Here is a 23,954-nt window from a genome sequence, read left to right as displayed (position 1 = left end):
GAATGAATGAATCGTTTCAATCAGTGAACTCAGGCCACAGAGTAGAGACCACCTGACACCGCGTCAAGAAGTCTCAAATCACGGAGAAAACCTTGACCGCACCCTGAAGCATGTCTACGTTCACCGACTGAAACCATTCAGTACGACAGGGAGTAGTGCCGTGCTGCGTCGCGTCAGAGTCCTGCGTAACCCCCGCCTCCGCGCCACCGCCCTCGCCTGCGCGGGACTGCTCGCCGCCCTCGGCGCGGTACCGGCAGCATCGGCGGCACCGGCCGCGTCCGCCGCCTCATCCCCCACCCCCTGGCCGTCCACCCCCGCCTGGCAGTCCTACGACGAGACCCCGACCAGCGCGACCGTCTGCCCCACCGCCGTCACCAGTACCTCCGGTACCGTCTCCGGCGCATCCGGGCTGCTGTGCGGCGGCTCCGGAGCAGCGCAGCTCACCCTGGCCTCCGGCGGAACCGCACCGACGATCGTCTTGGACTACGGCAAGGACGTCGGCGGCGTCCCCTTCTTCCACGTCACCTCCGAGACCGGCTCGCCGACGCTGCGCGCCGGCTACTCCGAAGGGCGTGACTCCATCAGCTCGACCGGCGACGGCGCCTCCCCCTGGGCCGAGGGCGACAGCAACCGCTACGACGACTACCCCGTCACCGCCCCTGGGACGATCACCAACCAGTACGTCCAAGGTGGCGAGCGCTACGAGGAGCTCACCCTCACCACACCGGGCTCGATCACCTTGAGCGGCGCCGGAATCACCTACATCGCCGACCGCACCCAGGCCGCCGACCTCGCAGGCTGGTTCAACTCCAGCAACGCCGCGCTGAACCAGATCTGGTACGACTCCGAATACACCGACCAACTCGACTCGGTCCCCGCCAAGTCCCTGCCCGGCGCGTGGTCGGTGAGCGGCGGCGTCCTGCGAGCCGGGGGCGATCCCAGCGGGATACCGGGCCTGCTGACCGCGGGCTCGTCCTGGGGCGACTACACCGTCGGCTTCCAGACCGACGTCGTGACCAACCAGTCCGGATGGTTCGTGCGCGGCAAGGACGTCGGCGACGGCTACCTGTTCATCCTCGACGACAGCACCGACACCGCAGGTGCCGCCAACACCCTTCAGGAGTTCGACGAGCACGGCGGCACCTACACCTCCCTGGGCACCGTCGCCCTGCCCAGCCCGCTGACCGCCGGCACCTGGCACACCGTCGCCACAACGGTCTCCGGCTCCACGCTCACCGTCTCCCTCGACGGAAAGCTCCTCAGTACCCTGACGAACACAGCTCACGCCACCGGCTCGGTCGGCTTCCGCGAATTCGCAGGCGAGGCGGCAGACTTCAAAAACCTCACCGTCACCAGCTCCTCCGGCGCCACACTCTTCAGCGATCCTTTGAACTCCTCCGCAGCGCTGGCGAAGTTCGCCGTCCCCGGGACCAATCAGTACGCGTCGATCCTCGACGGCGCCAAGCGCGACCGAGCGATCTGGTCCGGGGACATGAACGTGGAGATCCCGAGCGTCTTCTACTCCACCGGCAACGCGGCCTACCTCAAGGGCTCGCTGCAATTGCTCGCCAGCTACGCACGCACCGACGGCGCGACAGCAGGCGACATCCCGCCGCAGTACCCGCTCGGCACGTCGCCGCAGACCGGCTCCGGCTGGTTCTACTCGGCGGACTACTCGACCTACTTCGTCCTGGGCCTCGCGGACTACTACCTGTATTCCGGCGACACCGCGTTCGTCCAGCAAGAACTTCCGGCTCTCAAAGCCGAGCTCGCCTGGAACGCCGGCCTGCTCGACGGCAACGGCCTGGTCGCCACCGGCAGCGGGAACAACGCCGACTGGGACTTCTACGACTCCGGTAAGAACGGCGAGGTCACCGCCTACAACCTGCTCTACTACAAGTCGCTGCTGGACGGCGCGACGCTGGCCGGCGCAGCCAGGGACACCACCGACGCCGCCGCCTATACCAACCGCGCCGCCGCGCTGAAGACGGCGATCAACGCCCACCTCTACAACAGCGGCAGTGGCCTGTATTACCTCAGCAACAACGACACCACCACCGTCGCGCAGGACGCCAATGTCCTCGCCGTCCTCTACGGCGTCGCCCCCGCCTCGGACGTCTCGACGGTTCTGTCCGCTCTGAAGACCGATCTGTGGACCACCCCCTACGGTCCCAAGCCGTTCACCGGCAGCACGTACGCGGACGTCATCAGCCCTTTCATCAGCGGCTACGAGCTCGAGGCCAGCTTCGCCGCCAACGACACGGCTGACGCCGAGGCGCTGCTCACCACGGTGTGGGGGCACATGGCCGCCTCGGGTCCGGAGCAGACGGGGACCACCTGGGAGAACGTGTCCGGCAACGACGGGCTGCCCGGGCTCGGCAGCCGCACCAACTTGTCGCACGGCTGGTCGACGGCTCCGGTCTCCGCGCTGTCCGGGTACGTCCTGGGTGTGCAGCCCGCGAGCGCCGGTTTCGCCACCTGGAGCGTGAAGCCGCATCCCGGGGACCTCGCTTACGCGCAGGGCAGCGTTCCGACGCCGCACGGTGCGATCGGCGTCGATTGGGCTGGGGAGAACGGGGTTCGCCAGTTCAGCATGGAGGTGACCGCGCCGCCGGGATCACCGGCGCCTCGGCGGACGCCAGCTACGTCTACCTGACCGGCGTCCAGCCCGGGAGCTATGCGATCGCCGCCAACCCCGGCGGCTACGGCGTGCCGAGCGGGTATACGAAGTGTGCCGACGAGGGTGGGACGTGCTCCGTCAACGGGACCCAGTCGGTCGCGTTCGGCGCCAACGGAATCTACGGCTACACCACGAGCTCGTCCTCCACGCCGTGCACCGTGACCTCGCTCGGCGACCCGGACTACGGTGCGGCAAAGTCCTGTTATACGGGCCCTGTCACGGCTGGGCCGACTGGGACCGGCTACTGCGCGCCCGAGAACGGTCTGTGTGCGTTCAGCGGGACCAAGACCGTCGAGTACGGCGCCGGATCAAGCTGGACGAGCAAGGTCATCACTGGCGGGACGCCATGCGACAACACGGTTTTCCCCGATCCGGCCCATGGGGTGGTGAAGTCCTGCTTCCTGCCAGCGTCCTGACTCGCACACCGGATCCTGGCCTGCTCGCAGCTAGAATTCGGCGACGCCGAGGCCGAGGTCCCAGTGCCCGACGCCGTTGCGGGCGAGGCCCATCACGACCAAGCCGGCTCCCTCCAACCAGTGCGCCATGTGCAGGCCGCCGACGTCCAGCGGGCGCAGCCCGAGACTCTTGATGAACACCTCCACGTCCGCCTTGGCCTGCGCATCGTCGCCGGCGAAGAAGACGTCGGGCCGTCCTCCCTTGTCCAGGACATGGCCGAAGATGGTGTTGAACGCCTTCACCACGCTGGCGCCGGCCGGGGCGACCTTCGCGGCTTCCTGCGCGATCGAGGTCTCCCCGCGGTAGGCGAGCCCGTCGGCCGCGGCATTGAAGGGGTTGCTGATGTCGACGATCACCTTGCCCGCGAGGGCGTCGCCGTACTGGGCGACGGTCGGAGCGACAGCGTCGGCCAACAAGGCCACGATGACGATGTCCCCGGCCGGTACGGCGCCCCACTCACCGGTGGTGGCACCGCTGCCGAGGGCCTTGGCCACGGCGGCGGCCTTGGACTGATCGCGGCCGATGATCTCGACGGTGTTGCCGCCTGCCACGGCCAGCGTGCCGAGGGTGCGGGCCATGTTCCCGGCGCCGATGATGCTGATGGTGCTGCTAGTGCTGATGGTGCTCATAAGGTGCTCTCTTCGTTGGTGTGCAGTTGTCGCTAGGGGGTCAACACGATGCGGCCGAAGACCTCGCCCGCCTCCATCTTCTGGTGGGCGAGCACAGCCTTTTCCAGCGGCAACACCTCGTGGACGACGGTCCGCAGTTCGCCGCGCGCAGCCTCGGCGAACTGCTCGGCGCGTACGGCATGGCGTTCGGATGCGGGGATGCTTGCGGCGCTGAAGGCGGCGATGGACGGCGACTTCTGAAAGGTGTCCATCATCGTCGTGCCGAAGTCCGACGGCGGCTGCCCGCCGACCACTCCCACGATCACCATGCGGCCGTTCGGGTTGAGTTTGCGCACGAATGACGGGAGGTCCGCGCCTGCTACGACGTCGATGATGACGTCGAAGCCTGCGGGGGCGTCGCTGCCTGTCTCGCGTGCCGCTGTGTCGCGTGCCGCTGCCTCGCCGCGGCGGTCGAGGACGTGGCTGGCGCCCAAGGCGCGGAGGCGTTCGCGGCGTTCGGGCGAGGCGGTCGTGACCGCCACGGCGCCGGCGCCGCCGCGTGCCGCGAGCTGGACGGCCGTGACTCCGATACTCCCGGCGGCACCGCGCACCAGCACCGACTCACCGGGCGTGAAGTGGGCGTGGGCCAGGCTGAAGTGAGCCACCACTCCGGAGTTCCCCAGCGTCACCGCGTCGGTGTCGGACAGATCCGCGGGCAGCGGCACGACGTCCTCGACCCCGACGGCCACCTGCTCGGCGTAGCCGCCGCCGAAACCGGTGTACGCCCACACCCGACGGCCGACCCACGAGGCGTCGACGCCCTCGCCGACCGCCGTCACGGTCCCCGCCACCTCGCTGCCGGGGATGTGGCCTTCGCCGAAGCCGTAAGCCTTCAGGCCGCCGCGCCTGATGACGACGTCCACTCCGCCCACCCCGATCGCCGTCGGCGTGACGAGCACCTGCCCGCTGCCCGGAACCGGGACGGGCACCTCGATGACGCGCAGCCCTTCGGGATCTCCGAAAGACTGGATCGCTACCGCTTTCACCATTGTCTCCTCATCGCAGAGCGGGTTTCCCGCACTTCGGCCGACGCTAACGGACGGGGGCGTCCGTTTAGCTAAAGTGAGAGACATGACCGACCGTCTGTCCCACTCCGCACACTCCGCCCACTCCCCCGACTCCGCCCATGCGCTGCGCTCCGACGCCTCGGACAACCGCGACCGCATCCTCGAAGCCGCCCGCGAGGTGTTCGCCGACGAAGGCCTGGACGTCCCGATGCGCGAGATCGCCCGCCGCGCCGACGTCGGTCCCGCCACCCTCTACCGCCACTTCGCGACCAAGGAGATCCTCGCCACCGAAGCCTTCGCCGACCAGATGCGCGCCTGCCGCGCCATCGTCGACCAAGGCCTCGCCGAGCCGGACCCCTGGGACGGCTTCCGCCACGCCTTCGAGAACCTCTGCGAGGTGCACGCCCAGAACCGCGGCTTCGCAGCAAGGTTCACCTCGACCTACCCGCGAGCAATCGATCTCGCCGCCGAAACCGAATACGCCATCTCAGCAATGGCAGAACTCGCCGAACGCGCCAAAGCCGCCGGACGCCTGCGCCCCGACTTCGTCATCGACGACGTCATCCTCATGCTCATGGCCCACAACGGCATCCACGCGAACTCCCCCGCCGCGAACGCCAAGGCCTCCCGCCGCTTCGCCATGTTCGCGATCCAGGCTTTCCAGGCGACAGAGGTAGCCGAAGCAAGTAACGCTTGAAATCGACCGAGGCAACGACGTCCACCGAACACAGATGGAGAGCGCTACTGGATCCGTGCGTGGGCGGCTGCGGCGATAGGTCGGCGCCATCGGGGCACAAGGTTCGCGTGGCAGTGGCAGTGGCAGTGGCAGCCACAGCAGATCCGGCGGTCCGGGATCGCCCCTCACCGCACGGCGAATCGGCCCGGGACCGCCCGTCGGCTGCCCGGATCGGTGAGTGGAAGCGGTTCGCGTCGAACCGTTCTGTGTTCCGCTCGTTGCCGATCCGGGGCTGCCGACGGGGCGGTTCCGGGCCGTCCCCTCGCCCCCCGACGGCCGCGCTAGGTGCGGGCTAACTGCGGCCGGGTCGTGATGGCGGCAGGCTGTGTGCCTCGGCCCTCGGGTGTTACTGGTAGGCCGAGGCCATCGCCAGGTCGCGGCACTCCTGTAGTGCCTGGTCCACGTCCTCGTCGCCGGGGGCCAGGTGCGCCGCTGCGAGGAGGTCCGCGATGGCGTCGGGCCAGTGGTGCAGGGCCTTGAAGACCATCGCTCGGTTGAACAGCAGGGCTGGGTCCTCTGGTTGGAGGCGGATGGCCTCGTCGAGGTCGGCGCGCGCTGCGGTGTGGTCGGCGGCGTCGAAGCGGACGACGGCGCGGCCGGCCAGGGCTGGGACGTGCTCGGGGTCGGTGTCGAGGGCGCGGCTGAAGGCGGCCAAGGACTGCTCGGTGTCGCCTCGCAGGGCGTTGATCTGGCCGAGGGCGGTGTGCAGGTGGGCGTTGTCGGGGTCGACGGCCAGGCCGGCTCGGGCGTCCTGCTCGGCGGCGGCGTCCTCGCCGAGTTCCAGGAGCAGGGCGGCGCGGTTGACGCGGGCGTCCACGAACTCCGGGTCGATGTCGAGGACGTAGTCGAAGTCGGCCAGCGCCCCGTCGACGTCGCCGCGGGCGGCTCGGATGTCGCCGCGGTTGTAGAAGGCCTCGTGGAACGGCGGGGACAGGCGGATGGCGGTCTCGTAGTCGGCGTAGGCCTCGTCCTCGCGGTCCATCAGCCGGTAGAGGTTGCCGCGGTCGAAGTAGTACTCCGGATAGTTCGGGTCGAGCCCGATGACCGTGCTGAACTCCGCGGCGGCCTCCTCGAACCGGCCGAGGGCGCGATAGACGTTCGCGCGGTTGTGGTGCAGTACCGAGCGGTGCAGGCGGTACTCACCCGGCTCCATCTCGCGGTCCAGCTGCGCGATGCAGTCGGAGACCAGCCGCAGTGCCTCTTCCGGGCTGCCCTGGTGCATCTCGACCAGCGCCAGGCCGTTGTTCATGAACACCGAGTGGATGGCCCGGTACTTGGGGTCCGGGAGCAGTGAGGCGATGGCGATGGCCTGGTTGACCAGGGCCCGGCCGCGGTCGTGGTCGATCTTGCTCTTCTCGTAATGCCGGGTGTAGAGCATCGCGGTCGCGTACGCCGCGCCCATGTGGACCTCGGGGTCGGTGCTGTTGCGCCGCGCCTCGTCGTACAGCTCCTCGCACTTGTCCGGCTCCTCGAGCACCGCGTACGCCGTCGACAGCCGCGAGGTGGTGGCGAAGTAGCGCCGCCGCCCGCCCTCCCAGCCGACGTACTGCCGCAGCCGGATCGCCAGCTCGATGGTGGCGTGGTAGTACCCCAGCAGGCTGAGATCGTCGATCGCCTTCTGCAACGCCTGCACCCCCGCGCCCTCCGGGTCCGCGCCGTGCTCGCGGTGGAAGGGGATGGCGCCGTAGCCCAGCGACGGCTCGCCGCGGGACTCCAGCTCGGCCGCGCGGTCGTCGTGCAGCCGGCGGCGCTCGTGTGGGTCCATGTCCTGATACGCCGCCAGCAGCAGCGGCTCGTCCGAGGTGCAGTCGCCACGGACGTACGCCGCGGCCAGTTCGTGCGGGTCAGCAGCCAGGTCCAGCCCCGCAGCCGTCGGCGCGCCAGCGGCGACATCGACCCGCGTCGCGTACTGCTCCAGCGCGTCGTGCAGCGGCCCGGGCGGCAACTCCCCGTCGCCGGAGCAGACCACCACGCGCAGCACCGCCGGGTCGATCCGGCGCAGCAGGATCGCCAGGAACTCGGCGTCGGTCGGGTCGGCGTGCTCGGCGTTCTCCACGACCAGGGTCTGCGGACCGGAGTCCGGACGGCCCAGCGTCGCGGCGTAGTCGCGCAGGAACTCCGCGGTCCCGTGCGAGATCCGGGTGGTCCGAAGCTTGGAGTAGTAGCGGGTGCGCTCCTCCGGGGCGGCCAGCGAGGTCAGCGTCTCGCGGGTGGCCGGCACGATGCCGCGCAGCTCCTGGGCCATGGCCAGGATCTCCAGGTCCTGCCGGGCCACCAGGTCCGGCTGCTCGCGCAGCGCGTCGGGCACGATGGCTCGCAGTAGGGTGCCGGCGGCCGTGTAAGGGCCGCGAAGCCTGCGGTGCGCGTCCAGGACCGGCCCGAGCATCGGAGCCGGCTTCTGCTCGTCGAGCCGCCGCTCCCGGTCGCGGCGCAGGCCGCCGCACAGCCAGAGGTGTGGTGTCGCGTTCATGGGTTTCCTCCGAGACGGGGCGGATCAGGCGATGACGTGCTGGAGTTTCACGGCGGTGCGGCGCCGGCGGCGCTCGCGCAGGAAGAGGAAACCGAGGAACGCGCCCTGAGCCAGGTTCACCAGGACGAAGACCACGGTGTCGAGGACGCCGCCGGCGCCGGTGGAGTGCGCGACGTGGTCCCACATCAGCTGCACCACCTTGAGCGCGGCCGGCAGACCGAACGCCAGCGCGGTGCCCAGCGAGAAGCCGTAGCCCAGAATCAGCAGCCAGGAGTACCAGCGCCCGACCCGGCGGTCGGTGGGGTGCAGCTCCTCCTCGTCGGCCAGCTTGTCGGTGCGGCGCAGCAGCCGCCACATCCGGTTGCTGTTGATGCGGCGCGCCGCCTCGTGCAGGTCCACGCAGCCCAGCACCGTCACCGCCACGAAGTACATGTCGGTCCGCAGGTAGAAGTAGAACTGCCACAGGAACCTGATAAGGGTGGCGAACGCCAGGGTCAGGCAGATCGCCGCGGCCAGCGGCTCGGATCCGTCCGGCCGCCGCGCGGCGGCTCCGATCAGGGTCAGCACGGCGATGGACAGCAGGTCGGCGAACATGCCGCACAGGATCGGCCAGTAGCGCTTGCGCCGCGGCACCGTCACCAGCCCGTCCATCGAGGTCTCCACCACGATGAACCACAGCCGGCGGCCGAACCCGAACGAGGTGTTCAGGCCCAGCCGGCGGCCGGCCAGGGCGTGGAAGCCCTCGTGCAGCGCCACCAGCGGGACCTGCAGAAGGTAGATGGTCAACGAGATGACCATGACGTACGGCGAGAAGAACAGGTTGTGGTACTGCGGCAGCAGCCGGTGGTCCCGGGCCATCTCGAAGGCGGCGGCCGCGATCAGCGCGCAGTAGCCGGCCATCGCCGGCGGGGAGAACACCGCCCGTCCCAGCCGCTGCCACCGGACCGGCGCCACCTGCCGCACCTCGGCGGCATCGGCGGCGAGGAACCCGAGCTCCTCCATGGCCTCCAGGAAGTCCTGCATGTTGACTTCCTGGTCGTACGTCTGCGCGTACCAGCTGGCCACCTCCTCGGGCGTGCGCCCCGCACCGAGCTCCTTCAGCAGCGCCGCGCCGTCGGCGGGCAGCACACAGAAGGAGTTGATGTCCTGCCGGCCGACCGTCACGTCCTCGCCCTCCTCGAGGAAGGTCAGCGTGTGCAGGACGACTGGGCGGCTCAGATCGAGCGGCCGGGGGGTGTCCGCGGCCTGATCGGGGAGCTGAATCTCGGTCACTATCGCCTCCGGATCGGCTGCGGGACAGAAAGAGGAGAAAAGGGAGAAAGGCTTGAGGACAGTCGGCGACCGAACGGATCCAGCCGCCGACCGTCTGGTTCAGCAGCTGACTAGGCCGCCGAGCAAACGCAGGTGTACGGGCACAGCGCGGCGCTGGTCAGGCGAACGGAGCCCGGCTTGCGGATGGCGATGGTCTTCATCGCGACCCTCCTTCCACGGTTGTCTGGGATGACATGCACCGAACGATCGGCCGGCACATGAGCGGATCCGTCGGTGGCCTGCGGTCCGGCGCCGGACCGTCGACCGCCCCCCGGCCGCCTTCGTCAGTCTCCTGGGATGCCGGCCGCGCGGAATCGGTAGCGCGTACCCACATTGCCGCCGCGGTGCGGGGGGTCGACCCCCATGAATTGCGCCGGGTCGGCGCACTATTGGGTAGCCGAACATGTCGGTGTCCGGAAATGTGGGAGTCGGCGCGTGACACTGCGGCAGCCCGCTGACCCGGCATTGGCCAGCGGGTACGGGGAAGCCGGCTGTCGGCGCTCAGTCAGCGCTCAGTCAGCGACCAATCAGCGACCAATCAGCGGCCGGGCGGTAACCAGTCAGCGACCAGTCAGCCCTGGCGAGCGCCACCTCGTGCCAGCTCCGCCGCGTAAGCGCACAGATTGGTCCGATCCGCCTGCCCAGCCTTGATGATCAGGCTGGCGACATGCTTCTCGACGGTCCGCGGGGAGATGACCAGCCACCGCGCGATGTCCTTGTTCGTCGGGCGCCCGGGCAGCAAAGCAAAGACCTGATATTCGCGTACTGTCACGCCGCGCTCCCGCAGAACCGCCGGAATCTGCTCCGAGCTGTCGCGCCGCTGCGCCACCCGCACTCCCGCTTGCCGAAGCAGAGCCCGACACCGGCCGGCAACCGGATGCACGTCCCGTGCGTGGAAGTACTCCTCGGCGGTGCGCAACCACCGATCGGGTTCGCCCCACCCGTCAGCCACCGCAGCCTCACCGACCAGCCGCAGACCAAGAGCCCTGGCCATCGGAAACGGAGCCGCGGCGGCCACGGCGGTATCGACCGCCGCAGCGGCAGCCTCGGCGCGCCCCTCCCGACCCAGCAACACCGCGTCAGCCAGATGCAGGAACTGCGCGTTCCAGCGCAGCCGCGCGCCCGGCCCGGAGGCGGCTTGCTCGTAACGGTCTCGGGTCCAGCGTCCTTCCAGCGTCATCAGCAGCGGCCGTAATCCATGCCGGCCGGCCAGATAGAACGGGCTCGGATTGGCGTCCAGCCAGGTGTCCAAGGCGTCCAATTCGGCCAGCGCCAGACTGCGGTCCTCCTCCAGCAGCGCGCAGAACGCCCGGCACAGCCCCAGTTTCAGCGGCACCAGCGGCGAGGGGTCGTCGTGCTCTGCGAACACCGCCAGTTCCCGATCCATGGCGGCGCGCAGGCCGCGGTGAGCCGCTGACATGGCCGCCACCAGGACCGGGTACCGCTCGTCCCCCAACCCCCGGACCTGAATGGTGCCGGCCCGGCACCGCGCCAGGATCTCTCCGGCCCGTTCGTGGTCGGCGGCGAGGACGGCGTGCAGCGCCAAGCCGTTCTCCATCACCAAGCCGCGAGAGACGCTGCCGGTCTGGAACGAGATGTCGCGAGCCTGCTCCAGCAGATGCCCGGACCCGGTGCTCATGAAATCGTTGCCGGCGATGCAGACCATGGCCTCAGCCCGCCACAGCGGCAGGTCGTTCGCCTCGGCCACGGCCAGGATCCGCTCCAGGATCCGGTTGGCGACGTCGAACCCCTGCTCCCGCGCCAGCAGCGCCGACAGCTGCGAGGCCAGGCACACCATCACCGGACTGGACCGGCGCTCGGCCTCGGCGGCGGCCAGCCGGGCGAATCGTTCCGCCTCGGTGCGGCGCTGGGCGGCGTCGCCGTCGCCTTGGAGGAACACGCAGTACGCCTCAGCGAGCAGCAGCTCCGGCGGCGGTGTCAGTTCACTGCCACTGTCGCCGTCGCTGTCGCCGTTGCCGTCGCCCTCGCCGTCGGCATCCCCGCTGCCGGCCCACAGCCTGCGAGCCGTCGCCAGCTGTGCCGCCGCCTCAGGCCGCCGCCCGGCCATCGCCGAGATCCACGCGATCTGGCTGTGCAACGCGATCCGGCGGCCGGTCGCGATCCCGGCCGAGTACTCCGCGGTGTCCATGAGTGTCAGGGCCCTGTCGAGGTGATCGGCCTCGATCAGGGCCTCGATCAGCGCGGCGTCCACGGCCGCGCGCTCGGCCGGCGGCACGTTGTCGTGGGCGTGCTCCAGCAGCGCCACGGCGGTCTCGGTGGCGCCGTCGGCCAGGGCCCGGCGGCCGGCCTCGGCGTAGTACCGGGCGGCGGCGCGCGGGTTGCCGGCGATCCGGCTCAGGGCCGCGGCCAGGTGGCAGCGCTCGTCGGGGAGCGCCGGGTCGGCCGCCTCCAGCGCGCCCACCGCCCGCCGGGCCAGTGCCGCCTGCTCGCCGGGCAGCAGGGTGGCCCGGACCGCCTCGGCGGTCAGCGCGTGCCGGAAGGAGTACCAGTCCGGAGCCGCGGAGTCCGGCAGCACGAACCCGGCGTCGATCGCGACGTGCACCCGCCCGAACAGGTCCGGATCGGCCAGGCCGGTAACGGTCTGCAGGGCCGGCAGGCTGAACCGGTGGCCCAGCAGCGCCGCGGTCCGCAGCAGGTCCCGGGAGCCGGAGTCGAGCCGGTCCAGCCGCCGCGCGTGTGCCTCGACGATGCTCCGGGGCACGGTGACCTGGGGCTTGCCCGCCGTCCGCCAGCCCTGCGAGGTAGCCCGCAGCAGACCGGCGTCGAGCAAGTCGCTCAGTAGCTCCTCGACCAGGTACGGGTTGCCCGCGCCGTAGCGTTCGACGTACTCGGCCACCGCGGCGGGGACGCCGCCGGGCCCGGCCGCGGCCAGGCAGCGCGCCGCGATGTCGGCGACTTCGGCGGACCCCAGCGGATCGAGTTCGAGCACGGTCCCGGCTCGGCGGCGGGTGACCCGGCCCACCAGGTCGGCGGCCGCCCCGGGCTCGGAGCGCAGGGTGGCGACCAGCAGGACCCTGACGCCGTGGAGGTGGTTGACCAGGTACTCCACGACGGCCAGGGTCTCCCGGTCGGCGTCGTGCAGATCCTCCAGGACCAGCAGCGCGCCGTCGGCTTTGCTGGTCCCGGCGCCCGCATCGCCGGTCTCTGAGCCCTCGCTCTCCTCGCCGAACGCGGCCAGCAACCGCAGCAGCGCCTCGCAGACTTCGACCAGGTCGGCCGGCGCGGGAGTGCCCGGCACCCGCAGCTCTGGAAACAGCCGGCCCAGCGTGGCCCGGTACGGGTGCAGGCCAGGGCTGCGCGGCACGTGGCCGGTGCGCAGCTGCGAGGACACCGCCTCCACCAGCGGCCGGAACGGCGTGGCCGCCCCCAGCGGCCCGCAGTGACCGCGCAGGATCCGCAGGCCGGCGGCGCGCGCCGCGTCGACGCACTCCTCGGCGAGCCGCGACTTGCCGATGCCCGGCTCGCCGAGCAGGAACACCGAGCCGCCGGTGCCCTCCCGCACCGCGGACAGCGCGCTCGTGAGCACCCGCAGTTCCTCGGCACGGCCGATCAGGACAGGGCAGTACGACCGCATGACGGCGACGGACCGCGAGCCGGTCAGCCGCCGGAAGGACCGATGGCCAAGGTGAGGGGGGAGATGGTGGCCGTGCCGGAGTCCAACAGACTCGAGGGCGCGAGCCCGTCCGCGTCACCGGCGAGCAAGCTGGCCCGCAGCCACACCGCGGACACCTCGCCGAGCCGGATGTCGCCGATCGGATCGTCTCCGCCCAGCAGGTTCTCGTGGTCCCAGACTTCCATACCGTGCTCCTCGCCTGCGTGGTCCTACATGATTCAGACCTCTGATACACGTTCCGTTAGTGATTCATCCACCAGGAAGCCGAAGAAGCAAGACCGGAGCCACCAGTTTTCCGAAACCAGCGCGCAGCAGGCCGTGCCCGAGCCCGGACAGCCCGGACAGCAGTCCGGGACTGGCGGCCGGCGCGCCGTCGGACGCCTCGGCGGCGGCGAGCAGCCGACCAGCGTATCCGTCCACGGACTCGCCCATGGCCGCAAGCAGTTCCAGGACGCCGGACCCGCCATGGCACAGACCGGGGTCGGCCGGAGCGGGCAGCTCCCGGACCCGGTGGACCGCCGCGGCGAGGAACCCGGACAGGTCCGGATCGGTCTGCGCGCGCGGACAGTCGGCGACCGCCAGCGCCACCCCGGCCAGGCCGCGGCACCAGGATGGGTCGGTGCCGGGCGCATCGGTGTGCTGAGCCACTGCGCGGCGCAGCGCGGTCAGGCCCGCCTCGGCGTAGCGGCTCCCGCCGCCCGCGTCCGCGAAGCGGGTCAGGGCCCAGCCGATGCCGGCCGGGCCGTGGCTGAAGCCTGTCGGCGGGGTCGGGTCCGAGGGTTCGGGATGGTGGTGGGGTTGGTGCCGGGTGGCGTGTGCGGAGGCGGCTGCGGCGGGGTCGGGGTGGTCGGGTGCGATGTGGTCAGCTCCAGCGCCAGCTTGGTCCGCCATGACCTGGCTGGTGACGAGCCGGTCGGCACAAGCCGTTGCCGCGTCCCATGCCTGCGCCGAGCCAGTGGTCTGATGCACGGCAAGTAGCGCGGCGAGGCCGCCGGCTGTGCCGCCGTGGACGCCGTGCTCGGTTTCGTCCGCTGCCGCGCGGGCGGCGAGATCGGTGGCGAGGATGGCCGCCTCGGCGAATTCGAGCTCTGATATCAGAGCACCGATATGCGCCAGGCCGTAGCTGATCCCGCCCAGCCCGGCCCAGGCTCCGGAGCCGATCGCGGCGAGCCGGTCGGGCCGGTCTGCCAGCCGGGCCAGCAGGCCGGGCAGTGGCCGCACCGCCTGCCGCGCGGCCCGTGCGTAGTCGGCGTCCCCGGTGACGGCCGCCAGCTGCGCCAGGAACAGGGCCACGCCGCAGTAGCCGGTGCCCAGGCTCGCGCCGAGTGGGCCGAAGTGCGGGAACCGGTCGGCCAGCAGTTCCAGCCCGAGCCAGTTGATCCGCTCCTCGGACGCGGCACGTTCATCAGCGGCAGCCCGGCAGGCCTGCGCGAGGAGCCGGTCTCCGATGTCTCGCGCGGCTGTGAGCAGGTGCTTGGGTCCGGCCGCGGACGGCGGGGCGGCGGGCGGCCCGGCCCGGAACCGGTGCGGCGGGTCAGGCGAGCGGGCGGCCAGCGCGGACCGGATGATCCACTCCTGCCGGTCCCGGTCGGCCCGGCTCAGGGCTCGCACCCGGCGCTCCGCCGCGGCCAGCCCGGTCTCGGCGAGGGCGTCAGGCCGCCGCCGACCCGGCCCGCTCCACAGGTCTGCGCTCCCCGGCCGGGCCGTGAACACCGGGATGTCGCCGGCCAGCAGCTCGGCCAGCTCGTCGTCAGCTAGATCGTCGTCAGCCGGCTCACCGAGGGCAACGGTCAGCCCCAGTTGCTCCCGCAGCTCGCGGAACGTCCGGTGGTACCGTTCCTCCTCGCGCATCAGGTCCGGGTGGGTGGATTCGTCCAGCAGCACAGCGTACGCCGCCGTGTCCCGAATCAGTACCCTGACTTCGTGCTCTGCGAACCGGCCTAGCAGTCCGCCCGGCCCGATCCACGCGCTCTGCGAACCCTGGATCAGGTCATAGGCCGCGCCGAACCCCTCAACCACCGCCTCGGCGTACCGGCCCGGCTCCGCCTCAGTCTTCGTCGCGTCCGCCTTCGTCCCGGCCAAACTCGGCCGGTTCGCCGCTCCCGCGAACCCCGGCGGCCGCCGCACCAGCCGCATCCGGTCGGTCCCGGCGCCGGCCCAGTCCGGCGCCGCCAGCGGCCACCGGCCGGCGCGCTCCCCGCCCAGCCCCGAGATGTCGAGCACGGAATCGTCGCCGACCACCATGCGCGGCAGCAGCATCGTGCGGTACACCGACTCGGCGAGCGCCGCCGCGGCCGGATCCGGGCTGCGGCCGAACCGCGGATGGAACAACGTCTCCACGTCCACCAGCACAGGGTGATCCCGATGCGCGATGACGTTCTCGAAGTGGATGTCAGTGCCGTCGAGCACGTACAGCAGTGCCAGCAGCACGCCGTGCCGGTGGTAGAAGCGGTCCAGGCCGTCCGGGTCGGTACCCTCCGGCGCGACAAACTCGGTCCAGCCGTAGCCGGCCCGCTCCACCACGCCGAGCGTGCGCAGATCCCACGGCGCCAGCCGCGAGTTGCACCACTGTGCCACCTCGTTGAACACCCGGTGCACCCCCACCGGCCGCGGCTTGTACACCAGCGCCGCGTCGGCGAACCGCAGCACGGCCACAGCCCGTCCGCCTCGGTGCCCGTCGCCGGCGAAGCCGTCCACGGCCAGCAGCGGACCCGGATCGACACCGTGCAACAACACCCTGACCAGCTCCGGCCGATCAGCCCGGAACCGCCGCACCAGCTCCGCCAGCGCCGCCGCCCGCCCCAGACAGGTCTGAGCCAGCAGCCGTATCAGCACCGGATACCGCCGCTGAAGCATGGCCAGCCCGGCACGCCCCGACGCCGCCCGGACGAACTCGGCGAACCGCCGCTCGGCATCAGCAGCGCCCAGCCGCCCGGACACCCGCGCCGTGTTCAACTCCAGCACCAGCGTGCGCGCCGCCAACCGCGCCAGCCGCACGGCCAGCGCCTCCCGGAACCCAGCCGCCACCGCGTCGACGTCCAGCTCCGATCCACCGCCGGACCCTGGTTCGATGCTGTGGCCGACCTCCCGCCCAATCTCCCAGCGCGCCACCTCCGCCGCCGCCCGCGCGAACGGCTCGACCACCGGAATCAGACCCCTGACCCCGGCCCGATCGTCGCCCGGCTCAGCGCCGTCCCCGGCGGCGCCCGCCAGAACCCGCGCGGCAAACGCCGCCCACTCCAAGTGAGCAGGGTTCTGTGGATATCGCCAGGTTTCTGCCACGGACACAGCGTCATAGTAGGCACGGCTGCCGAGGACGTCACGGCTCGGTGGACGGCCCTCAATTCCAGGCTCACCACATCGCCGCCCTCACGTACCGGCGAACTCCCCTGCGCCGCGGCGCGCCGCGCGGATCTCCTCGTGGTCCAGACCGACCAGGCGCAGCACCGCTGCTGCGATCGCCGCCGGGTCCGGTTCGGGCGCCGCGTCCTCGCGGCGGCGCAGCGGTATGACGACCTCCACCACCTGGATGAGCAGGGCGCCCAGGGTTGTCGGCGAGAGCGGGGGCTCTTGGTCGGGGCGGTTGGCGGCGGCTTGGGCGAGCAGGGCGAGGCGGCCGTAGGTGGCTTGGAGTTCGTCGCGGGCGGTGCGGAAGCTGTCGAAGCGGGGGTCGCGGACCTCGGGCATGAGGTAGAGGCTGCCGATGTTGTGGGGGGTTTCGGTCAGCAGCCTGACGTCGGCTTCGGCCAGGGCGTACAGGGCTGCGGCGGCGGCCGAGGGGTCGGCGCCGGCCGCGCGCTCCAAGCGGCCGGCGATGTCGGTGCTGGGGCGGACCGAGCGGTCCAGCAACTCGGCGAGGATGTCGTCCTTGCCCGCGAAGTGGTAGTACAGCGACGCCTGGCGGATGCCCACGGCTTCGGCGATCGCGCGCGTCGACGTGCCGGCGAAGCCCTGTTCCACGAACAGAGCCGCGGCGGCCAGCAGGATCTGCTCCCGGGGAGCCAGTTCCGGCGCGAGGTCCGGGACGGCGCGCGGGCGGCCGGGACGGCTGTTCGCAATGGTCTTACTCACGATGTCCATCATCCCGCGTGCGCCTCCTGGACCGGCATCCGCTCCGCCGCCGTCTTATCGCGCAGGTGCGCGCGCCAGCCCCCGGAGGCGGTGATGTCCGCGGCGCCGACGACGGCCGAGGGCTCGCACAGGAATCCGGGCGCCGTGCCGCCGTCGCTCAGGGACACTCTGCCGATCGTCATCGGCTGCGGCAACGAGGCGACGAATGTCGCGAAGCCCGCCGCGGGCAACGACCAGAGCTCGCCGCTGATGGAAGCGCCCTCCGGCACCACCGCTGGCGCAACCCCCGGCGCCACCCCGGCGACCCGGACCAGCCCCGGCTTCGGCGGATCGGTGGCCAACGCGTAAAACCGATACTCCGCAGCGGTCCGGATGTCCGCGACGAACGTCCCGCCCGCCGCGACCAACTGCGCGTTGAGGGGCTGGCCGCGAAGGTGCGCGCCGAACACCGCCAACTCCACGCGCGGGGAGAGCAGACGCCCGGCAAGCTCGGCCAGCGCCCGGTCGCTGAAGGCCCGGCCGGTGAACATCACGCCGAAGGGCAGGCCGTGGACCTCGCCGGCCGGGACGGCCAAAGCTGCCAGGTCCAGCAGATTCGCGAAGTTGGTGAACCGGCCCAGCCGGGCGTTGACCGCGACCGGTTCGGCGGCGACCTCCGCGAGCGTCGGATGCGCCGTCGTCGTGGGCGTCAGCAGGGCGTCGCAGCCGGCGAGCGCCGCCAGACCCGCTGCGGCCAGCGCTTCCAGGCGTTCCCGGTCGCCGAACAGCTCGGCGGCACTCCACGACGCTCCGGCCAGGATGATCGAGGCGACGGTCGGATCAAGGTCGCCGCCGATCAGCGCGCGGTTGTCCTGGATGAAGCCGCCGACCGCGGCGTAACGCTCGGCGACGAACGCGCCGCCGTACAACAGGTTCGCCGCTTCCAACAGAGGCGTGATATCCACCTCGACGATCTCCGCGCCGGTGTCCCGCACACGTCCGACGGCGGCCGCGAAAGCCTCGGCCCAGCCCTCGGCCAGTCCGGCGAGGTGCTCGGGAGCCGGGATCGCCACCTTCGGCACCGCCGGAAGTACGGCCCGGTCCCGATCGTCGTCCTGCGCCATGATCCCCGCGGCGAGCCGGGCCAGCGCCAGATCGCGGGCGAAGACGGTGACGCAGTCCAGCGACCGGCAGGCAGGCACGACACCGGTCGTCGGCACCAGGGCCCGCGTGGGCTTCACGCCCACGACGCCGTTCAGCGCCGCCGGCACCCGGCCGGAGCCGGCGGTGTCCGTCCCGAGCGCGATGTCGACGACGCCCAGCGCGACCGCCACCGCGGACCCCGAGCTCGATCCCCCCGAGATCCGCGCCGGGTCCCAGGCGTTGCGCACGGCGCCGAACGGGCTCCTGGTTCCCACGAGCCCGGTCGCGAACTGGTCGAGGTTCGTCTTGCCCAGGACGACCGCTCCGGCGGCCCGGAGTCTGGCCACCGCGACGGCGTCAGCCTCCGGACTGTAGGCGAAGGCCGCCGTGCCGGCTGTCGTGGCGAGCCCGGCGACGTCGATGTTGTCCTTGACCGCGGCGGCGAGCCCGGCCAGCGGCAGGCGTGCGCCGGCCGCCACGCGCGCGTCGATCGCCGCGGCCTCGGAAAGGACGTCCGCCTCGGCACGCAGGCTGATCCACACCTCCGGCCGGTCCACCCGGCGCAGCGTCTCGTACGCCGACCGGACCCGCTCCACGGCGCTCACCGGGCGCCGGCGATCATCAGCAGCGTCTGCCCGGCCGACACTTGGTCGCCCGGCTTGGCATAGACCCCGAGCACCAGCCCCGAGCACGGAGCGAGCACCGCCGACTCCATCTTCATCGCCTCCACGGCCAAGACCTTCTCCCCCGTGGCGACCGTCGCGCCCGGTTCCACCAGCACCTGCCACACCGTCGACAGGAACGGCGCCGACACCACGGTCGCGCCCTCCGGCACCGCCGGGGTATCGGACATTCCGACGCCCGCGCCGGCGATCTCCGGCTCGCCGCCCTGCCGGTCGAACTCCCCGGACGCGCGCCACCGCTCCTTCTCCTCGTCGAACGCGCGGGCCTGTGTCGCGCGGAACTCGGCGATCGAGCTCGCCTCGCGTGTCAAGAACCGCTCGTAGTCGGCGATCGAGAACTCGCCCTCGACGGTCTCGAAGTCTCCCCGCCCGGCGTCGGTCTCGGCCCGCAGCTCCAGCAACTCCTCGGCGGAGACCGGGTACCACTGGATCTGGTCGAAGAACCGCAGCGCCCAGGGGTGCTCCCGGAACAGCCCGCCGCGCCGGAAGCGGTTCCACACCTGGACGGTGCGTCCGACGAATTGGTAACCGCCGGGGCCCTCCATGCCGTAGATGCACATGTACGCGCCCCCGATGCCGACGGAGTTCTCGGCCGTCCAGGTGCGCGCCGGGTTGTACTTCGTCGTCACCAGGCGGTGCCTGGGGTCCAGCGGGGTGGCGACCGGTGCGCCGAGGTAGACGTCACCGAGTCCCAGGACCAGGTAGGAGGCGTCATAGACGATGCGCCGCACGTCTTCGACGTCCGACAGACCATTGATACGCCGGATGAACTCGATGTTCCACGGCGTCCACGGCGCGTCGTCCCGGACGCCGGCCATGTACCGCTCGATCGCCAGCCGGGTCGCCGGATCGTCCCAGGACAGCGGCAGTCGCACCGTCCGGGACGGCACGACCAGCTCGTGCGTCGGCGGGATCGTCTCCTCCAACTCGCGCAGCAGCGCCGCCGTCTGCGAGGCGCCCAACACACCGGCGTCGGTGTGGACCTGCAGGGACCTGATGCCCGGTGTGACATCGAGGATCCCGGTCCTCGGCCCGTGCTCGGCCAGGCGCTGCCGCAGCGCGTGGACCCGCATCCGCAGCCCGATGTCGAGCGTCATGGGACCGTACTCGACCAGCACGTTGTCATTCCCGTCGCGGCGGTAGGTCACGCCCGGGCGGCCGTCGGCGGCTTCGATCCGGCCCAGGACGCCGTCGTCGCCGTCGCCGCCGCGCAGCAGGACGACGGTCGAGGCGCGATCGTCGATCAGCGCGGCGGCGTCGCTCTCCCGGACGGGGACGAACCGGACGCCGTCGCCGGGTCGGAGCTGTCCGAGCTTCCACAGATCGCCACTGGCCACCACCGCCGGACACACGAAGCCGCCCAGGCTCGGGCCGTCCGGGCCGAGAATGATCGGCGTGTCGCCGGTGAAGTCCAGGGCTCCGACCGCGTACGGGGTGTCGTGGATGTTCGAGGGGTGCAGACCCGCCTCGCCGCCGTCGCCGCGGGCCCACTGCGGGCGCGGACCGATCAGCCGCACTCCGGTGCGCGCCGAGTTGTGGTGGACCGTATACGTGCTCTGATACAGCGTGTCGATGTCCGCGCGGGTGAAGAACTCCGGCGCGGCGTGCGGTCCCTCGGTGACGGCGATCTCCCAGGTACCGGTCATGGCAGGCCGGCGGTGCCGCGGGGTCGGCGGGCCGACGCGCGTGAGGTGCTCGCCGGCCGGGAAGGCCCGGTGGCGCCCGGCGGAATCCGGCGATCCGGGCCGGAGCACGTCGCCGGCCAGCAGCGCCCGGCCGCCGTGGCCGCCGAATCCGCCCAGGGTGAAGGTCGAGGCGCTGCCCAGATAGCGCGGGACGTCGATCCCGCCCCGCACGGCCACGTAGACCCGCAGCCCGGGACCGGTCACCGTGCCGACGGCGAGCGTCGAGCCGGGGGCGATCTGGACCGGCTCCCACATCGGCACCGGCTCGCCGTCCACGGTGACCTGAACCGGCGCCCCGGTCACGGCGACGACGGTGTCCGCCGAGAACCGCAGCGTGGGACCGGCGGCGGTGGCCTCCAGCGCCGGGGCGCCGGCCGGGTTGCCGACGGCGAGGTTCGCCTCCTGGTGCGAGACGGCGTCGAACGGCCCGCTCGGCGGCACGCCGACCGACCACAGCCCGGTGCGGCCCGGCAGGTCCTGGACAGTGGTCTGCAAGCCCGGGACGACCACGTCGATCCGCGGTTCGGGATCGGTGAGGGACTGCAGTGTCGAGGTCGAGTGGGTCGCCGCGCGCAGCGCCGGGTCGTCTGTCAGGGCCCTGAGCAACCCCAGGTTCGTGACCACGCCGTCGACCCCGCTGGCGTCCAGACCCTCCCGCAGCACGTCCAGCGCGTCGTCCCGGCTGGGCCCGGCGGCGATCACCTTGGCGAGCATCGGGTCGTAGTACGGCGAGACTTCCGATCCCGTCTCCACCCAGCCGTCGACCCGGATCCCGGCCAGCGGCCCGGTGCCCTGCCCCGGGAAGACGGCCGAGGTGACCAGCCCCGAGCTGGGCGCTCCGCCCTTGCCGGGATCCTCGGCGTAGACCCGGGCCTCGACGCAGTGGCCGGCCGGCTGCCGCACGCCGAACATCTCCTCGTCCAGGCCCGCGGCGCCGTCACGGGCCAGGCGCAGCATCAGGGCGACCAGATCGATGCCGAAGACCTCCTCGGTCACCGGGTGCTCGACCTGGAGCCGGGTGTTGACCTCCAGGAACGACGCCTGTTCGCGCACCGGGTCGTAGACGAACTCCACCGTGCCCGCCGACCGGTAGCGAACCTGCTCGGCGAGCGTGCGCGCGGACTCGTGCAGCAGCTTGCGCACGTGATCGGGCAGGTTCGGAGCCGGAGCCTCCTCGATGACCTTCTGATTGCGCCGCTGCAGCGAGCAGTCGCGGTCCCCGAAGACCGCGACCCGGCCGGCGCCGTCGCCGAACAGCTGTACCTCGACGTGCCGCGCCGGATGGACCAGCCGTTCCAGGAAAACACCGCCCGCGCCGAAGTTCGACTCGGCCAGCCGCGCGACCCGCGCGAACTCCTGCCGGACCTCCTCGGTGCTCGTGCACGCGGCCATCCCGATCCCGCCGCCGCCGCCGGTCGCCTTCAGCATCACCGGCAGGCCGATCCGGAGCGCCTCGGCGACCGCCTCCTGCTCGCCGGTGAGCAAGCCGGTCCCGGCGAGCATCGGCACCCCCGCCTCGGCGGCCAGAGCGCGCGCGGTGTGCTTGGCACCGAACGCCTCGATCTGGTCGGGGGTCGGTCCCACGAAGACCAGGCCGGCGGCCTCGACGGCGCGGGCGAACCCGGCGTTCTCGGACAGGAACCCGTAACCGGGGTGGACGGCCGCGCCGAACCTGAGCGCCGCCTCCACGACGGCGTCGGCCCGCAGGTAGCTCTCCCGCGCGGGCGCCGGGCCGAGCCGTACTGCCTCGTCGGCCTCCCTGACGTGCGGTGCGGCGCGGTCGGCGTCGGAGTACACCGCGACGGTGCGCAGGCCCAGGGCCCGGGCGCTGCGGATGACCCGCCGGGCGATCTCGCCGCGGTTGGCTATCAGGACACTGTCGAAGCGGGCGCTCACGCGGTCGCCTCCACAGCTTCCACGGCTTCCGCGGTCTGCGCGGCTTCCACGGTCCGCGCGGACGGCGCCGTGACGATCATCCGCAGCGGGGTGCAGTCGAAGGCGTTGCAAGGATTGTTCATCTGAGGACAGTTCGAGACCACGACCAACACCTCGCGCTCGGCCCGCAGCGCGACCCGCTTGCCCGGGGCGCTCATGCCGTCGACGATCCCCAGCGAGCCGTCGGCCTCGACCGGGACGTTCATGAACCAGTTCAGGTTGGAGACCAGGTCGCGCGCGCCGAGACCGTGCTTGGCGCCTTCCAGCAGGAAGTTCTCGCGGCAGGCGTGGTGGAACGCGGTGTGGTGGCCGTAGCGCAGGGTGTTCGACTCCTTCGAGCAGGCTCCGCCGATGGTGTCCTGCCGGTCGATCTCGTTGCCGACGACCGTCATGAGCGGGGAGCCGAGATTGGAGCGCAGGACTGTGCCTGTGCGCACGTAGACGTTCCCTTGCCAGGTGATGGTGTCCGGAACGCTGTAGCGCTCGGCCGGGTCAGCGGCATCGAAGATGAGGCAGTCCGCCGACTGGTTGCCGCCCACGTCGACGATCGTCAGCACGTGGCCGGCCGGGACCACGGCCGACCAGGAGGCGCGGGGGGCGACGCGGTCGTCGCGGACGATCTCGCCGTCGGCCAAAGGGCTGGACCAATCGAGCACTGAGTCGGTCGTCATCATCCGCGGGCCTCCACATCGTCGATGGTGTTCAGATATGCGCGAGTCCGTTCCGGGCTCGAAGTGAACGCCGGATCGCCGGGTCCGGTGGGAGTGGACCGCCAGGCGTGGACACGCAGCGGTCCGACGACGTACTGCGCGCGCGGATCCAGGGGATGGGGGACGTCGGCGATCAGCACGATCAGCGGCAGCTCGGCGACGAGTTCGACGGCGGCGCCGGCGCCGGCGGAGCCCCGCCAGCTCACGGCACCGTCGGCTTCGACCTGGACGCCCTGGAAGAGCGAGATGCCAGGGCCCAGGTCGCGCCAGGTCAGGCCGTGCTTCGCCGCCGCGAGCGTGAGCAGGCTCTGTCCCGACGGCGTCGGGCTCTCGGCCCGCGCGTCACCGTACTTGGCGGTGTTCCAGGCGTCTGAGGAGGTCCCGCAGAAGGCGTCGTGGCGCGTCGAGGTGTCCACCGCGATGGTCGCCAGGACCCGGCCGTCCCCGGAGAGCAGGGGATGGCCGGCTCCGAGGTACGCCTGCCAGGGGATCTTCACCGTGTCGGCGACGTTGAGCCGCTCATGGGGTGCGTCCGCGCGCAGCAGGAACAGGTGGGCGCAGGCCTCGCCGGTGGGATCGTCCAGGCGGATCCGCGTGCCGCGAGCCACCACACGGTGGGTGTAGCCGCCGGGCGCGACCGCCTCAGCCCACGTCAACGCCTCGGCCGGAACGCCGTCGGGCACGAAGGGCGAGCTGGCGGCGGGGAGGTAGGGCATCGCCTCGGCGATCCCGCCGTCTTGGGCGCGGGCATCCTGCCGGGCTGCGAAGACGGTGTCCATCTGCTGG

At 71.6% G+C, this 23,954-nt stretch carries 15 protein-coding genes; 3 read left to right on the top strand and 12 right to left on the bottom strand.

The window, feature by feature from the left end:
* Positions 1-160 precede the first annotated feature (160 nt).
* Together CACI_RS45745 and CACI_RS18585 are read left to right on the top strand one after the other, a co-directional pair.
* Positions 161-2,656 (top strand): alpha-L-rhamnosidase-related protein, encoded by a 2,496-nt coding sequence (locus CACI_RS45745; RefSeq protein WP_015792371.1) that lies wholly within the window; start codon positions 161-163, stop codon positions 2,654-2,656.
* Entirely contained in the window at positions 2,560-3,096 is a 537-nt protein-coding gene (locus CACI_RS18585) for a hypothetical protein (protein ID WP_041540322.1), read from the top strand. Before CACI_RS45745 ends, CACI_RS18585 begins: the two co-directional genes overlap by 97 nt.
* A 30-nt stretch (positions 3,097-3,126) precedes the next feature.
* Here the strand turns inward: CACI_RS18585 and CACI_RS18580 are convergent, their stop codons facing one another.
* Positions 3,127-3,765, bottom strand: coding sequence for an NADPH-dependent F420 reductase (locus CACI_RS18580; RefSeq protein WP_015792369.1), 639 nt, complete (start codon positions 3,763-3,765; stop codon positions 3,127-3,129).
* 32 nt (positions 3,766-3,797) lie between these two features.
* Complete coding sequence (locus tag CACI_RS18575) at positions 3,798-4,790, bottom strand: zinc-binding dehydrogenase (RefSeq protein WP_041541975.1); 993 nt, start codon at positions 4,788-4,790, stop codon at positions 3,798-3,800.
* Between the two features lie 85 nt (positions 4,791-4,875).
* On the opposite strand from CACI_RS18575, the gene CACI_RS18570 reads away from it, so the two are divergent.
* Complete coding sequence (locus CACI_RS18570) at positions 4,876-5,508, top strand: TetR/AcrR family transcriptional regulator (protein ID WP_015792367.1); 633 nt, start codon at positions 4,876-4,878, stop codon at positions 5,506-5,508.
* A gap of 385 nt (positions 5,509-5,893) precedes the next feature.
* On the opposite strand, the gene CACI_RS18565 is transcribed toward CACI_RS18570, so the two are convergent.
* The 10 genes from CACI_RS18565 to CACI_RS18520 form a co-directional block, all read right to left on the bottom strand.
* Positions 5,894-8,017: a tetratricopeptide repeat protein gene (locus CACI_RS18565; protein ID WP_015792366.1), complete on the bottom strand. Its 2,124-nt coding sequence runs from the start codon at positions 8,015-8,017 to the stop codon at positions 5,894-5,896.
* A gap of 24 nt (positions 8,018-8,041) precedes the next feature.
* Positions 8,042-9,289 (bottom strand): hypothetical protein, encoded by a 1,248-nt coding sequence (locus CACI_RS18560; RefSeq protein WP_015792365.1) that lies wholly within the window; start codon positions 9,287-9,289, stop codon positions 8,042-8,044.
* A 610-nt stretch (positions 9,290-9,899) separates the two neighbouring features.
* The gene (locus tag CACI_RS18555) at positions 9,900-12,923 is read right to left on the bottom strand and encodes a helix-turn-helix transcriptional regulator (RefSeq protein ID WP_015792364.1); all 3,024 of its coding nucleotides are present in this window, start codon (positions 12,921-12,923) and stop codon (positions 9,900-9,902) included.
* A gap of 23 nt (positions 12,924-12,946) precedes the next feature.
* Positions 12,947-13,147, bottom strand: a complete 201-nt coding sequence (locus tag CACI_RS18550) for a hypothetical protein (protein ID WP_015792363.1) — start codon at positions 13,145-13,147, stop codon at positions 12,947-12,949.
* A 64-nt stretch (positions 13,148-13,211) separates the two neighbouring features.
* Complete coding sequence (locus CACI_RS18545; RefSeq protein ID WP_015792362.1) at positions 13,212-16,250, bottom strand: type 2 lanthipeptide synthetase LanM family protein; 3,039 nt, start codon at positions 16,248-16,250, stop codon at positions 13,212-13,214.
* An 81-nt stretch (positions 16,251-16,331) separates the two neighbouring features.
* The gene (locus tag CACI_RS18540; protein WP_041541970.1) at positions 16,332-17,042 is read right to left on the bottom strand and encodes a helix-turn-helix domain-containing protein; all 711 of its coding nucleotides are present in this window, start codon (positions 17,040-17,042) and stop codon (positions 16,332-16,334) included.
* Entirely contained in the window at positions 17,042-18,760 is a 1,719-nt protein-coding gene (locus CACI_RS18535) for an allophanate hydrolase (RefSeq protein ID WP_015792360.1), read from the bottom strand. The genes CACI_RS18540 and CACI_RS18535 overlap by 1 nt, the downstream gene beginning before the upstream one ends.
* Positions 18,757-22,419, bottom strand: a complete 3,663-nt coding sequence (gene uca / locus CACI_RS18530; protein ID WP_015792359.1) for an urea carboxylase — start codon at positions 22,417-22,419, stop codon at positions 18,757-18,759. Before uca ends, CACI_RS18535 begins: the two co-directional genes overlap by 4 nt.
* Positions 22,416-23,132, bottom strand: coding sequence for an urea amidolyase associated protein UAAP2 (locus tag CACI_RS18525; protein ID WP_015792358.1), 717 nt, complete (start codon positions 23,130-23,132; stop codon positions 22,416-22,418). Before CACI_RS18525 ends, uca begins: the two co-directional genes overlap by 4 nt.
* Positions 23,129-23,947 (bottom strand): urea amidolyase associated protein UAAP1, encoded by an 819-nt coding sequence (locus CACI_RS18520; RefSeq protein ID WP_049872038.1) that lies wholly within the window; start codon positions 23,945-23,947, stop codon positions 23,129-23,131. Before CACI_RS18520 ends, CACI_RS18525 begins: the two co-directional genes overlap by 4 nt.
* Positions 23,948-23,954 lie beyond the last annotated feature (7 nt).

The sequence above is a fragment of the Catenulispora acidiphila DSM 44928 genome (genome assembly GCF_000024025.1).
Classification (GTDB): Bacteria; Actinomycetota; Actinomycetes; order Streptomycetales; family Catenulisporaceae; genus Catenulispora; species Catenulispora acidiphila.
This window is presented reverse-complemented; position numbering and strand designations above follow the sequence as displayed.

Coding starts and splice junctions, on each gene's coding strand:
- CACI_RS18520 (WP_049872038.1), bottom strand. CDS start 23,947: ATGGACACCGTCTTCGCAGCCCGGCAGGATGCCCGCGCCCAAGACGGC.
- CACI_RS18565 (WP_015792366.1), bottom strand. CDS start 8,017: ATGAACGCGACACCACACCTCTGGCTGTGCGGCGGCCTGCGCCGCGAC.
- CACI_RS18580 (WP_015792369.1), bottom strand. CDS start 3,765: ATGAGCACCATCAGCACTAGCAGCACCATCAGCATCATCGGCGCCGGG.
- CACI_RS18540 (WP_041541970.1), bottom strand. CDS start 17,042: ATGGACATCGTGAGTAAGACCATTGCGAACAGCCGTCCCGGCCGCCCG.
- CACI_RS18570 (WP_015792367.1), top strand. CDS start 4,876: ATGACCGACCGTCTGTCCCACTCCGCACACTCCGCCCACTCCCCCGAC.
- CACI_RS18555 (WP_015792364.1), bottom strand. CDS start 12,923: ATGCGGTCGTACTGCCCTGTCCTGATCGGCCGTGCCGAGGAACTGCGG.
- CACI_RS18525 (WP_015792358.1), bottom strand. CDS start 23,132: ATGATGACGACCGACTCAGTGCTCGATTGGTCCAGCCCTTTGGCCGAC.
- CACI_RS18550 (WP_015792363.1), bottom strand. CDS start 13,147: ATGGAAGTCTGGGACCACGAGAACCTGCTGGGCGGAGACGATCCGATC.